Annotated in this window: 10 protein-coding genes; 4 read left to right on the plus strand and 6 right to left on the minus strand. The window is 70.4% G+C overall.

The window, feature by feature from the left end:
* Positions 1-16 precede the first annotated feature (16 nt).
* Positions 17-1,702: a D-lactate dehydrogenase gene (gene dld, locus KF941_RS19985; protein ID WP_214274330.1), complete on the minus strand. Its 1,686-nt coding sequence runs from the start codon at positions 1,700-1,702 to the stop codon at positions 17-19.
* 215 nt (positions 1,703-1,917) lie between these two features.
* Between dld and KF941_RS19990 the strand changes: the two genes are divergently transcribed.
* From KF941_RS19990 to KF941_RS20005, 4 genes are all read left to right on the plus strand, one after another.
* On the plus strand, positions 1,918-2,691 hold the full coding sequence (locus KF941_RS19990) for an FCD domain-containing protein (protein WP_036759897.1): 774 nt from the start codon (positions 1,918-1,920) through the stop codon (positions 2,689-2,691).
* 63 nt (positions 2,692-2,754) lie between these two features.
* Positions 2,755-3,033 carry a hypothetical protein gene (locus KF941_RS19995; protein WP_036759899.1) on the plus strand — a complete coding sequence of 93 codons (279 nt, stop codon included), beginning with the start codon at positions 2,755-2,757 and terminating at the stop codon, positions 3,031-3,033.
* 130 nt (positions 3,034-3,163) lie between these two features.
* Complete coding sequence (locus tag KF941_RS20000) at positions 3,164-4,540, plus strand: GntP family permease (protein WP_036759901.1); 1,377 nt, start codon at positions 3,164-3,166, stop codon at positions 4,538-4,540.
* Positions 4,537-5,052, plus strand: coding sequence for a gluconokinase (locus tag KF941_RS20005; protein WP_346429022.1), 516 nt, complete (start codon positions 4,537-4,539; stop codon positions 5,050-5,052). The genes KF941_RS20000 and KF941_RS20005 overlap by 4 nt, the downstream gene beginning before the upstream one ends.
* A 185-nt stretch (positions 5,053-5,237) precedes the next feature.
* On the opposite strand, the gene KF941_RS20010 is transcribed toward KF941_RS20005, so the two are convergent.
* The 5 genes from KF941_RS20010 to KF941_RS20030 form a co-directional block, all read right to left on the minus strand.
* Positions 5,238-6,674 carry a deoxyribodipyrimidine photo-lyase gene (locus KF941_RS20010; protein WP_214274331.1) on the minus strand — a complete coding sequence of 479 codons (1,437 nt, stop codon included), beginning with the start codon at positions 6,672-6,674 and terminating at the stop codon, positions 5,238-5,240.
* Positions 6,675-6,828: 154 nt separating this feature from the next.
* On the minus strand, positions 6,829-8,667 hold the full coding sequence (gene ilvD / locus KF941_RS20015) for a dihydroxy-acid dehydratase (RefSeq protein ID WP_214274332.1): 1,839 nt from the start codon (positions 8,665-8,667) through the stop codon (positions 6,829-6,831).
* A 402-nt stretch (positions 8,668-9,069) separates the two neighbouring features.
* Positions 9,070-9,246 carry a hypothetical protein gene (locus KF941_RS20020; protein WP_166435372.1) on the minus strand — a complete coding sequence of 59 codons (177 nt, stop codon included), beginning with the start codon at positions 9,244-9,246 and terminating at the stop codon, positions 9,070-9,072.
* Between the two features lie 136 nt (positions 9,247-9,382).
* Entirely contained in the window at positions 9,383-11,323 is a 1,941-nt protein-coding gene (locus KF941_RS20025) for a MacB family efflux pump subunit (protein WP_036761380.1), read from the minus strand.
* Between the two features lies 1 nt (position 11,324).
* Positions 11,325-12,530: an efflux RND transporter periplasmic adaptor subunit gene (locus KF941_RS20030; RefSeq protein ID WP_214274333.1), complete on the minus strand. Its 1,206-nt coding sequence runs from the start codon at positions 12,528-12,530 to the stop codon at positions 11,325-11,327.
* Positions 12,531-12,901: the final 371 nt, after the last annotated feature.

A 12,901-nucleotide genomic window follows, 5' to 3' on the forward strand; every position in this document is an offset into this window, starting at 1 on the left:
TTGGATGGCGCCGGCGTCAATGCCAATGCGCGCATTTCGAGGTCTGGCCGATGCCGGGGTTCAGGCTGTTGGTCGGGTCCAGCTGCCGGTAGAAGCCGGCCAGCTCCGGCTTGGCGTGGTAAAGATGGCCGACGTTATGCTCGGCCGGGTATTCGGCGCCGCGCCGGTCCAGCAGGCGCCACATCTCGTGTTCCACGGCCAGGCAGTCCTGGCCCTTTTTCACCACATAGTCCTGGTGGAAGACGTGGCAGAAGAAATGGCCGTAATAGAGCTTCTTCTCGATCTTCGCGTCCAGGCCGGGCGGCAGGCGCTCGACCCAGTCGCGGTCGTTGCGGCGCAGCGCGATGTCCAGCGCCACGATGTCCTGCACCTCGCGGGCGTGGATGGCGCGGTAGCGCACGGCGGCGCCGGCCACGGCGAAGCGGTGCAGGAAGGCGGCCTTGCCCTCGTCCGGGGTGCATTCGAACATGTCGCCCCGGGCCGAGGGGAAGATGCCGGTCAGGTAGTCGCGCGCCTCGGCGATGCCCGCCCCGCCCATGCGCAGAAGCAGGTGGTGTTCGTAGCGGTCGCGGAAGTCGTTCATGCGCTTGGGCAGGTGCTGGGGGGCGAGGGATGCCACCCCCTGCGCCAGCCGGTCCGAAAGCGTCGCGCCCAGGCCCAGCCGCTCGGTCAGCGCGTCCATGCGCGCCTTGGCGGCGAAGAAGGCGGGCATGCGGTCGGTGCCGGCATGGCGGATGAACAGGAAGGTGTCCTTGCCGTATTTCGCCGCCACGTCATAGGCTTCGCGGTGGATGTATTCGCCGGCGATGGGCAGGCTCTGGAAATGCGCCAGGATATGGCGGCGGATCCCGGTCAGCTCGTCGGGGTCGTTGCTGCCGACATAGAACACCGCCGTGTCCTTTTCGGCCTGGAACGTGTCCAGCCGCACGGCAAAGACGGCGAGCTTGCCGGCGCAGCCCGACGCCTCGTGCAGCCGGCGCGGATCGGCGTTGAAGCGGGCGGGGGTCTGGGCCTCGATGTCGCGGACGTGGTCGGCATATTCGCGGTCCGAGGCCCAGGCGTCGGTGGGCGCGGGCGCGGGCAGCTTGCCCGCCTCGACGCGGGCGAGGATTTCCTCGGGGTCGTCGCCGAGGTCGAGGCCCAGGTGGTTGACCAGCGCGACCGAGCCGTCGGCGCGGATCTCGGCGTAAAGGCTCATCTCGGTATAGGCGGGGCCGCGCTGGATCAGTGCGCCGCCGGAATTGTTGCAGATGCCGCCCAGGACCGAGGCGCCGATGCAGGATGAGCCGATCACGGAATGCGGCTCGCGTCCCAGCGGGCGCAGGCGCTTTTCCAGGCTGTCGAGCGTCGCGCCGGGCAGGCAGACCGCCTGTTCGCCCGCGCCGAGCAGGTGGATGCCGCGCAGGCGCATGACCGAGACCAGCACGATCTCGCGGTCGTAGTCATCGCCCCAGGGAGTCGAGCCGCCGGTCAGCCCGGTATTCGCGGCCTGAAGGATCACCGCGCGCCCCGAGGCGACGGCGGCGTTCAGCACCCGCCACATCTGCACCAGAGAGCCGGGGCGGACCACCGCGGCCACCGGCCCCTCGCCATAGCGGAAGCCGCGGGTGTAGCGGCGCGTCGTGCGGGGCGCGGTCAGCACATGCCCCCGCCCGACGATGGCGCGCAGGCGGTCCAGCAGGTCCGCACGGTCTGCCGTCATGGCTTTCCCCCCTCCCTTGATGCAATCGACCCGGCGCTGCACGGCACCGGCTGATCAGATTACTTTACCTTCCCTTCTTTCTTGGTAAAATAATTTTACCGCTTGGGTCAAGTGGGAAATCCATTGCGCCCGACCTGGCGCTGCGGCTAATCTGCAGGACCGGATGCCGCCGCCTAACCCACTGAATTTCCGGCGGTTGCCCAGAGGAGTCGGAGATGGCCAGCGAAGTGAACAAGGGCGCCCCCGCTGCGGAGACCACCGCGCGCCATATCGAGGATCTGATTCTCGAAGGTTCGCTGCGCCCCGGCGATCCGCTGCTGGCCGAGCGCGAGATGGCGCTGCGGCTGAACGTGTCGCGCCCGACGCTGCGCCAGGGCATCCGCATGCTGGAGGACAAGGGCCTGATCGTCGCCGATCCGGGCGGCGGGCGGCGGGTGGCGCCGCTGGCCACCTCGATCACCGATCCGCTGGTCGAGCTGATGGCCTCGCGTCCCGAGGTGGTGGACGACTACCTAGAGCTGCGCGCCACGCTGGAGGGCATGGCGGCCAGCCTGGCGGCCACGCGGGCCAACGACGTGGACCGCGCGACCCTGACCCGCTGCATGGAGCGCATCCACCAGGCCCATGCCGAGGCCGATTTCCGCGAGGAGGCCGAGGCGGACGTGGACCTGCATGTCGCCGTCTACGAGGCCAGCCACAACATCGTGCTGTTGCAGATCATGCGGGCGCTGTCGGGGATGCTGCGCAAGGGCGTGTTCCACAACCGCGAAAAGCTGTATGCCCGGCCCGAGGTGCGCGACGTGCTGCGCGCCCAGCACCGCGCCATCCATGACGCGATCATGGCCCGCGACGCGCCGGCGGCGGCGCGGGCGGCGCAGGACCACATGATCTATACCAAGCGCGTGCGCGCCGAGATCATCGCCGCCGAGGCGCGGCTGGAAATCTCGCTGCGGCGGATCGAGGGCGGCAGCCTGACCTCGCGGAACTGAACGGCTTTGCCGGTTCCGGCATCTGTGCCATCATGATTCCCGGAAAACTCAGGGAAATCGCGCATGGACAGGATGGACAGGCTGGCCGCGCGGATCGACGGCCTCGAAGGCCGGGTGATCGCGCATCGCCGCACCTTTCAGAAGCTGCTGGAGCTTTCGCCCGAGAGCGTGCAGGCCGAGATGCTGCAATGGCTGGAGGATCGCGAGGTGATGCTGGACGGCCAGGAAGACCCCGGCGTCGTGTCCGGCCCCGAGGCGGCGCTGGAGCTGGCGCTGTCGGACGAAATGCGGCTGCTGCACGATCTTGCCACCGCGGCGCGGCACCGGCGCGAAACGTCTTAACTTTTCACCCGGCATCTGTTATCGCTAACGGCCACGAAAACCGACGGATGCCTGGCCACCCCCCGAATCTGCGGGGGGCAGGACCAGGCCCTAGCCGTCCCACGACCCTTTCGCTGGAGGAGCCCCTTTCATGAATCCTGTCGAGCCCGTTCACAGCACGGTCGTGCTGTTGCTGATCGCCCTGGCGGCGGTTCTAGTGCTGCTGGTCCTGATCATGCGGTTCCGGCTGCATGCCTTTGTCTCGCTGGTCCTGGTCAGCCTGATGACCGCGATGGTCGCGGGCGTTCCCATGGCCGATGTCATCGCGGTGCTGATGCAGGGCTTCGGCTCGACCCTGGCAACGGTGGCGCTGCTGGTGGGTTTCGGCGCCATGATCGGGCGCCTGCTGGAGATCACCGGCGGTGCGCAGGTGCTGGCGGACCGGCTGATCGGCCAGTTCGGCGCCGAGCGCGCGCCCTTTGCGCTGGGCGTGGCCTCGCTGCTGTTCGGCTTTCCGATCTTCTTCGACGCCGGGCTGGTGGTGATGCTGCCGATCATCTTCAGCGTGGCTTACCGCTTTGGCGGCTCGGTGCTGCTTTACGCGCTGCCGGCGGCCGGGGCCTTTGCGGCTATGCATGCGCTGCTGCCGCCGCATCCGGGGCCGGTGGCGGCGGGCGACCTGCTGGGCGCGGACATCGGGCTTTTGGTGGTGGTCGGGCTGGTCGTGGCGCTGCCGACCTGGTTCTTCGGCAGCTACCTGTTCGGGCTTTGGGCCGGGCGGCGCTTCGTGCTGCCGATCCCCGAGATCCTGGGCGCGGTCGAGGCCGAGGGCCATGACCGCATCCCGCCCAGCTTCGGCACGGTGATGCTGGTGCTGCTGCTGCCGCTGGCGCTGATCTTCCTGAACACCGGGCTGGGCACGCTGGCGACCATGGGCGTCGTCGATGCCGGCGCGGGCTGGGTCACGGTGCTGCGGCTGATCGGCCAGACGCCCATCGCGCTGCTGATCACCGTGCTGGTGGCCATGGCGCTGCTGGGCCGCGGCCGCAGCGCGACCGAGATCGAGCGCATCATGGACGGCGCGCTGGCGCCGATCTGCGCCATCATCCTGGTCACGGGCGCCGGCGGCATGTTCGGCGGCGTGCTGCGCGCCAGCGGCATCGGCGAGGCGCTGGCTTCCAGCCTCGACGCGGTGGGCATGCCGCTGATCGTGGCGGCCTTCGTCATCTCGATGGCGCTGCGGGTGGCGCAGGGCTCGGCCACGGTGGCCTTGACCACCACCGCCGGGCTGATCGCGCCGACGGTGGCGGCGACCACCGGGCTCAGCGAGTTCGACCGCTGCTTCCTGGTGGTGGCCATCGCCGGCGGCGCGACCGTGCTGAGCCATTTCAACGATTCCGGCTTCTGGCTGGTCGGGCGGTTCCTCGACATGGACGAAAAGACCACGCTGAAGACCTGGACGGTGATGGAGACGCTGCTGGGCACCATCGCCTTCGGCTTCGCCCTGATCGGCTGGTGGCTGCTGTGAGCGGCGTGGTGCAGCATATCGTGGTCATGGGCGTCTCGGGCTGCGGCAAGAGCACCACGGGCGAGGCGCTGGCCGCGCATCTGGGCTGGCCCTTCGTCGAGGGCGACAGCTTCCACCCCGAGGCCAATGTGGCCAAGATGCGCGCGGGCATCCCGCTGGACGACGACGACCGCGCGCCCTGGCTGCGGGCGCTGGCCGCCGAGATCGGCCGCAACGAGGCGCTGGGGCAGTCCTCGGTCATCGGCTGTTCCTCGTTGAAGCGGGCCTATCGCGACATCCTGCGCGAGGGCGCGCCGCGGGTGCGCTTTCTGCACGTGCATGGCTCGCGCGCGCTTCTGGAAAGCCGGCTGTCGCATCGCGAGGGGCATTTCTTCCCGGCCAAGCTGCTGGATTCGCAGCTGGCCACGCTGGAGCCGCTGGCGGCGGACGAGGACGGCGTGGTGGTCGACATGGCCCTGTCGGTCGAGGACCAGGTCCGGCAGGCGCTGCGCCAAATGGGGCTGGAGGGCTAGCAGGCTGCTGAAAAAGTCCTTGCGACAGGACAGCGCGGGCGGGAACCGGGAAATCCGCCTCACACTTGCCGAAAACACCCCATTTCGGGCCGATATCAACTGGATCCAGAACGATTTCCGCTGCGCCGCCCTCTCGAAATCCTTTTTCAGCAGCCTGCCAGGGCCGCGCCGGGCTGGCGCGGCGGTCAGCGGTCATCGACTGGGGCCTGGCGGCGGAAGGTGGCATGGGCCTCCAGCGCGCGGGACCGGCCCTGGGCCAGCCTCTCGGGCGTGGCGCGGTCCTGCCAGGTGCGGGGCACGTCCCAGCCGGGCGGCAGGCTGTCGAAATAGGCCCGCGCCTCTTCGCCCTCGGCGCCCTGCCAGCCCAGCAGCCAGCGCCGGCGATAGCGGCCCTGCGGGTCGAATTGCGCGGCCTGCCGTTCGGGGTTGAAGATGCGGAAGAAGGGCGCCGCATCCGGGCCGCAGCCCGCCACCCATTGCCAGTTCATCGCATTCGCGGCCGGATCCCAGTCGGTCAGGCTGTCGGCGAAATGCGCCAGCCCCAGCCGCCAGTCGGTCAGCAGGTGCTTGGTCAGCCAGCTGGCCGCCACCATGCGCACCCGGTTGTGCATCCGCCCGGTCACGCGCATCTCGCGCAGCCCGGCATCGACCAGCGCGATGCCGGTTTCGGCCCGGCGCCAGCGGGTCAGCGCGGCGCTGTCGCCGCGCCAGGGGAAATCCGCCCATTCCGGCCGCCACGGCTGGCGTGCCAGCCGGGGAAACTCGATCAGCAGGTGCCAGGCGAATTCGCGCCAGATCAGCTCGGTCAGGAAGGCGGCGATGCCGGGGCTGGCGGCGGGATCGGCCTTGGCGCGGGCCGAGGCGATGGCCCAGAGGTCGCGCGGGCCGATCTCGCCCATGGCCAGATGCTCGGACAGGCCCGAGGCCGCCTGCAGGTCGGGGCGGTCGCGCTGCGCGGCGTAACCCGCGGCGCGGTCCAGGAAATCGCCAAGCCGGGCCTGCGCCGCGGCCTCGCCCGCGGGCAGGGCGTGGCGCTCCAGCACCGCGCGGCCGCGATGCAGGTCCGGGGCCAGGTCCAGCCGGTCGAGCGCCAGCCCCCGCGGCGGGTCGGCCAGCGGTGAAAGGCTCGCCGCTTCGCCGCCGGGCCGGTCGGGGCCGATGGCGCGCAGGGCGCGGGCGAAGGGGGTAAAGACGCGATAGGCGCCGCCCGAGCCGGTGCGCAGGGCGCGGGGATGCACAAGCAGATGGCCCGGATGCAGCACCAGCCGCACCGGCGTGCCGGCCAGCGCCCGGCCCAGCCGCTGCTGCGCGGCGATGGTCGCGGGTTCGGGCCAGTCGTTCCTGTGCAGCGACCCCGCGCCGATGCGGGCGGCCAGGGCGGGCAGGATGTCCCAGGGCTCGCCTTCCAGCACCAGCACGGTCGCGCCGTGGCGGCGGCGCAGTTCGGCATCGAAGGCCAGCAGGGCGCGCTGCAACCGCCAGCGGCTGGCCGCGCCCTGCGTCCGCAAGGCGCCGTCGATCAGGAAGACCGGCAGCACCGGCCCCGCGCCCGCGGCGGCGGCCAGGGCGGCATTGTCCCGGAAACGGAAGTCGCGGCAAAGCCACAGGATGCTGGGCGGCATGGGCGGGGTCCGGCTGGATGCTCGCCGGCCAGTCATCAGGGTTTCGCAGGCCGGCGCAAGCCCCGCCTAGCGAGACCGGTCGGTGGGGCCGGTTCGGCGGGGCAAGGCCGCCCCCGCCCCGCCGCCTTGCGGCAGGACCGGGGGCTTGGCGGGTCTATTCCGGCAGGATGCGCACCGCGCCCTTGTCGGCCGAGGATGCGAATTGCGCATAGACCTTGAGCGCGGCCGAGACCTGGCGCTGGCGCGGCTGTGCCGGTTTCCAGCCCCTGGCGTCCTGTTCGGCGCGGCGGGCGGCCAGCTCGTCCTCGGGCACGGCCAGGCGGATCGAGCGGTTGGGGATGTCGATCTCGATCCGGTCGCCGTCGCGGACCAGGCCGATGGTGCCGCCGGCCGCCGCCTCGGGGCTGACATGGCCGATGGAAAGCCCCGAGGTGCCGCCCGAGAAGCGGCCGTCGGTGATCAGCGCGCAGGCCTTGCCCAGCCCTTTCGATTTCAGGTAGCTGGTCGGATACAGCATTTCCTGCATGCCCGGCCCGCCCTTGGGGCCTTCGTAGCGGATGACGACCACGTCGCCGGCCTCGACCTTGCCGGTCAGGATGCCGGAGACGGCGGCGTCCTGGCTTTCATAGACCTTGGCCCGGCCGGAAAACACCAGGATGGATTCGTCCACGCCAGCGGTCTTCACGATGCAGCCGTCCAGCGCGATATTGCCCTTGAGCACCGCCAGCCCGCCGTCCTTGGAGAACGGCGCCTTGGCCGAGCGGATCACGCCCTTTTCGCGGTCGAGGTCCAGGTCCGGCCAGAGCGTCGCCTGGCTGAAGGCCACCTGCGTCGGCACGCCGCCCGGCGCGGCCAGGAACAGTTCGCGCGCCTGCGGGTCGTTGCTGCGGGCGATGTCCCATTGGTCGATGGCGGCGCCGATGGTGGGGGCGTGGACGGTCGGGCAGTCGCGGTCGATCAGCCCGGCGCGGTCGAGTTCCCCAAGGATCGCCATGATGCCGCCGGCGCGATGCACGTCCTCCATATGGACATTGGCGGTGTTCGGCGCGACCTTGCACAGGCACGGCACCTTGCGCGACAGCGCGTCGATGTCGTCCATGGTGAAATCCACCCCGCCTTCCTGGGCGATGGCCAGCAGGTGCAGCACGGTGTTGGTCGAGCCGCCCATGGCGATGTCGAGCGACATGGCGTTCAGGAACGCGGCCTTGCTGGCGATGGCGCGGGGCAGGACGCTGGCGTCGTCCTGTTCGTAATGGCGGCGCGTCACCTCGACGATGCGGCGGCCGGCCTCCAGGAACAGGGTCTTGCGCAAGGCATGCGTGGCCAGGGTCGAGCCGTTGCCGGGCAGCGACAGGCCGAGCGCCTCGCTGAGGCAGTTCATGGAATTGGCGGTGAACATGCCCGAGCAGGAGCCGCAGGTCGGGCAGGCGGCTTCCTCGATGGCGGCCAGGTCGGCGTCCGAGACCTTGTCGTCGGCGGCGGCGACCATGGCGTCCACCAGGTCCAGCGAGACCTTGCGCCCGTCGCCCAGCGTGACCTTGCCCGCCTCCATCGGCCCGCCCGAGACGAAGATCGCCGGGATGTTCAGCCGCATCGCCGCCATCAGCATGCCGGGGGTGATCTTGTCGCAGTTCGAGATGCAGACCATGGCGTCGGCGCAATGGGCGTTGACCATGTATTCCACCGAATCGGCGATGAGTTCGCGCGAGGGCAGGGAATAAAGCATGCCGTCATGGCCCATGGCGATGCCGTCGTCGACCGCGATGGTGTTGAATTCCTTGGCGATGCCGCCGGTCGCCTCGACCTCGCGGGCGACCATCTGGCCCAGGTCCTTCAGATGCACATGGCCCGGCACGAACTGGGTGAAGCTGTTCACGATGGCGATGATCGGCTTGCCGAAATCGCTGTTCTTCACCCCGGTCGCGCGCCAGAGGCCGCGGGCCCCCGCCATGTTGCGGCCGTGGGTGGTGGTGCGGGAACGATATGCGGGCATGGCTGGGTTCTCTGTCGTCTGATTGTCCGTGCTGAGCGGCCAGTATCACGAAGGAATTGGCGAGGTTATCCCTTATCACGCTTTGCGCCGGGCGATACCCCCGATTTCGCGGGGCGACCCGGGGCATCAGCCGCCCGGCCAGCCGGCCCATGGGCAGAAGCGTCCCGACATGGCGCGGCGGCGGGACGGTGGCCGGGGCCGAGGGGGCTGCGCATCGCCGCAACCAGCCCCGCGCCGGTCCGCCTTGCCGGAATCGTCGCCGTCATCGCCTGCCTTCGCTGCGCCCCGTCCTGGGGCGGTTCCGGCCGGGTTCCGGCATGAAACCGCCATCGGGCGGAAGGCGCATTTTTCCTCAGGCGCCTGGGATGGCGCGCAGCCGGTGCCGCCGCAGGGCGGGCCGCGTCATTCCAGCCACAGATCGCGCAGGAGCGATTGCGCCAGATGATCCACCGAGCCGCCGTCGAGCCGCACGCATCGCTCGTGGCCCGCATAGGACACCCGGATGGTGTCGCCCGTGACCTCGTATTCGCCGGAGACGAGCGCCCCCTTGCGCCCGGTAAGAGTGACTGTGCCTTTCATTGTCCCTGTTCCTTTCCTCCTTCCATACCAGCAGTTTGGGCGCGGAAGCCGAGTCTGGGAAGTTCGCCTTTGGGACAGGTGCCGCGACTGTGTGCCTGCTGCAACAGTCGCGGCAAAGGCGCAAAACGGGGGAATCTCACCCTTTTTCGAGTGCTGTTACGGGTTCGAGCTTTGCGGCGTTGACGGCTGGGAGGTAGCCGAAGATCAGGCCGATGCCGCAGGCGCTGGCCAGGGCGGCGACCATGGAGAGGGGCGAATAGACCAGGGTGAAATTGCTGCTCAGCCGCTCGAAGGCCAGGCCGAAGCCAAGCGCCGCCAGGATGCCCGCCGCGCCGCCGATGACGCAGACCAGAACCGCCTCGATCAGGAATTGCGCGCGGATGTCGCCGCGCCGCGCGCCCACCGCCATGCGCAGCCCGATCTCGCCGATGCGCTCGGTCACGGAAACCAGCATGATGTTCATCACCCCGATGCCGCCCACCAGCAGCGAGATCACCGCGATGGCCGCGACCAGCAGCGTCAGCGTCTGCGTGGTCGAGGTGATGGTCTGGCGGATCTGGTCGTTGTTGACGATGAAGAAATCCTTGCCGCCATGGCGCCGGACCAGCAGGTCCGAGACCATCTGCTCGGCCAGGGCCATGTCCACCTCGTCGGCGACGCGCAGCGTCAGCCCGCTGACGCTGGTCGAGCCCAGGTAGCGCGCCTGCACCGTGGTATAGGGCGCATAGACCGTCAGGCTGGTGGAGCCGCCGGGGCCGCGGTTCTGCGCCTCGGCCACGCCGATCACCCGCAAGGGCACCTTGCCGGCCATGAAGACCTGCCCCAGCGCCGCGCCCTCGCCGAACAGGCTCTGGCGGGTGCTCTCGTCGATGACGACGTTCTGGCCCATCTCCGCCACGTCGCTTGCGTCGAAGCCGCGGCCCTGGGTCAGCGCGACGCCGGCCACGTCGAAATACTGCTCGCCCACGCCGCTGATCTGGGCGCTGGCCTCGGTCGCGCCGTGGCGCAGGGTCTGCGCGCTGCTGACCGTCGGGCTGACCGAGGCGACATGGGGCTGGCGCGCCAGCGCCGCGCCGTCGGCCGTGACCAGCGTCGTCACCCGCCCCGAGCGCATGTCGCCGAAATCCCGGCCGGGATAGATCTGCAGCGTGTTCGTGCCCAGCCCGGCGATATTCTGCAGCACGCGCTGGCGCGAGCCCTCGCCAAGCGCCACCACCGAGACGACCGAGGCGATGCCGATGATGATGCCCAGCATGGTCAGGAAGCTGCGCAGCTTGTGGGCGCGCATGGCCAGCACCGCCATGCGCAGCGCCTCGGCCAGCCGGCCCAGCACCGGGGCGGCGGCGCGGGCGGGCGGCAAGGCGGCCAGCCGCGCGGGCTCGGCGGGCGCATCGCTGCGGCGGTCGGCGATGATGCGGCCGTCGGCGATCTCGACCACGCGGCGGGCGCGGGCGGCGACCTTGGGGTCGTGGGTGACGATGATGACGGTGCGGCCCTCGGCGTTCAGCCGTTCCAGGATGCCCAGCACCTCGTCGCCGCTGCGGCTGTCGAGCGCGCCCGTCGGCTCGTCCGCCAGGATCACGCGGGCGTCGTTGACCAGCGCGCGGGCGATCGAGACCCGCTGCTGCTGGCCGCCCGAAAGCTGGCCCGGCCGGTGGCCCAGCCGGTCGCCCAGGCCCAGCCGGTCCAGCAGGTCGCGGGCGCGGGCGCGGCGCGCCTCGCGCGGCAGGCCGCGATAGATCGCCGGCACCTCGACATTCCCCAGCGCCGTCATCTCGGAAAGCAGGTGGTAGCGCTGGAAGATGAAGCCGAAGGTTTCGCGGCGCAGCGCCGCCAGCTCGCCCGGATCGCGCTGCGCCACCTCGCGCCCGTCCAGCAGGTAGCTGCCCGAACTGGGCCGGTCGAGGCAGCCCAGGATGTTCATCAGCGTCGACTTGCCCGAGCCCGAGGCGCCCATGACGGCGACGAATTCGCCCTGGGCGATGTCGAGGTCGATGTCCTTGAGCACGCGCAGCACCCCCTCGCCCGAGGGGTATTCGCGCGCGATGCCGCGCAGCCGGATCAGCGGGGATCCCATCTCAGCCACCCAGCGGGCCCATCATGCGCCGGCTGCTGCGGGGGGCCGCGCCGGCCGCCGGGGCGCCGCCCTGTTCGCCGGTCACCACCTGCTCGCCCTCGTCGAGGCCCGAGACCACCTCGGCCACCACCTTGTCGTTGAGCCCGATCACCACGTCGCGGGTCTGGATGCCGCCGCCCGCGGCCAGCACCCGGACCTGGTGGCTGCCGTCGGGGTTGCGCCGGCCAAGCGCGCTCGACGGGATGGTCAGCACGTCCTGCGCCGCGCCCAGGACGATGCTGACCTGCGCCGTCATGTAGCTGCGCAGGTGCCCGTCGGGGTTTTCGACCGGGACGATGCCGGTGTAATAGATGGCGCCGCTGCTGCTGTCGGTGCTGGCGCCGCCCTGGATGGCGCTGTCGTTGACGATGCTTTGCGGCGCCGGCGCGATGGAGGCCAGCACGCCGCGATAGCTGCGGCCGCTGTCGTCGAGCAGGGTGAAGCGCACCTGCTGGCCGGGCCGGACCTTGCCGATGTCGGCTTCCGAGATCTCGGCATGCACCTCCATGCGGTCCAGCTGCCCCAGCACGACGATGGTGGGCGAGGACTGCACCGCGTTCACCGTCTGCCCGGCCTGGCTGACGATGGCCAGCACCGTGCCGGCAGTGGGCGCGGTGATGCGGGTATAGTCGAGGTCGGTCCGGGCGATCTCGATCGCGACCTCGGCCTGGGCGATCTGCGCCTGGAGCGCGGTGATCTGGGCGCGGGCCACCGCGACGTCCTGCTGGGCGCTGTCGATGGTGCTGCGCGCGGCCGCGGCCGAGCGGATCAGGTTTTCCGACCGCTCCAGCGTCTTTTCCGCCAGCGCCAGCACCGCCTGCCGCTCGGCCATCTGCGCGCTGAGATTGGCCAGCGCCGCCTGGGCGGTGCGCAATTCGTTCGCCTGCTGGACCGAGTCGATCCGGGCGATCAGGTCGCCCTGTTCCACCCGCTGGCCCAGCCGGACCGCCAGTTCGGTGATCCGCCCCGAGACCTGCGCCCCCACCGCCACCAGGCTCGAGGGCTTCAGCCGCCCCTCGGCCAGAACCGCCATCTCGATGTCGCCGCGCGCGACCGGCGCGCTCATGTAGCCGGGGGTCGCGGACTTGCCCTCGGTAAGCCCGGCAAGCCCGGCCAGAACGGCGACCAGCGCCACGGCGGTCAGGGCAAGGGCTAAGGGCTGGCGCATCGGGGCACTCCGTAACATTCGGCCGGACCCGGCCGGGCGACAAGGTATCACACGGGCGCGGCTTCGCCCCCGTTTCGCGACGCTTTTAGCGTGGTTCCCGCCGCGACGCGACCATGGTTTTGCCATCCGGGCCGGGTTGTAAATGCGGCCGATTGTACCCTGCCGCCGCGGAAATGACCTTGTATTTCAGTAAGGAAGCGGTCCGGCAGGCCGGGCCTGCCTCGCGCCGGCGCCGGGCAGGCGGGCAGGGGTTGCCGCTCTTGTGATCCCGGTCGCGGGGGGCTTTCCCTGCGGCCGGTTTGCTGCAACGCTGGACCGGCATCGGCCGGAGCGCGCCCGGCCCGCCGGCAAGGCGGCGGCCGCGACAGGGG

It is taken from the genome of Paracoccus sp. pheM1, from assembly GCF_018499825.1.
Taxonomy (GTDB): domain Bacteria; phylum Pseudomonadota; class Alphaproteobacteria; order Rhodobacterales; family Rhodobacteraceae; genus Paracoccus; species Paracoccus versutus.

Coding starts and splice junctions, on each gene's coding strand:
- dld (WP_214274330.1), bottom strand. CDS start 1,702: ATGACGGCAGACCGTGCGGACCTGCTGGACCGCCTGCGCGCCATCGTC.
- KF941_RS19990 (WP_036759897.1), top strand. CDS start 1,918: ATGGCCAGCGAAGTGAACAAGGGCGCCCCCGCTGCGGAGACCACCGCG.
- KF941_RS19995 (WP_036759899.1), top strand. CDS start 2,755: ATGGACAGGATGGACAGGCTGGCCGCGCGGATCGACGGCCTCGAAGGC.
- KF941_RS20000 (WP_036759901.1), top strand. CDS start 3,164: ATGAATCCTGTCGAGCCCGTTCACAGCACGGTCGTGCTGTTGCTGATC.
- KF941_RS20010 (WP_214274331.1), bottom strand. CDS start 6,674: ATGCCGCCCAGCATCCTGTGGCTTTGCCGCGACTTCCGTTTCCGGGAC.
- ilvD (WP_214274332.1), bottom strand. CDS start 8,667: ATGCCCGCATATCGTTCCCGCACCACCACCCACGGCCGCAACATGGCG.
- KF941_RS20020 (WP_166435372.1), bottom strand. CDS start 9,246: ATGAAAGGCACAGTCACTCTTACCGGGCGCAAGGGGGCGCTCGTCTCC.
- KF941_RS20025 (WP_036761380.1), bottom strand. CDS start 11,323: ATGGGATCCCCGCTGATCCGGCTGCGCGGCATCGCGCGCGAATACCCC.
- KF941_RS20030 (WP_214274333.1), bottom strand. CDS start 12,530: ATGCGCCAGCCCTTAGCCCTTGCCCTGACCGCCGTGGCGCTGGTCGCC.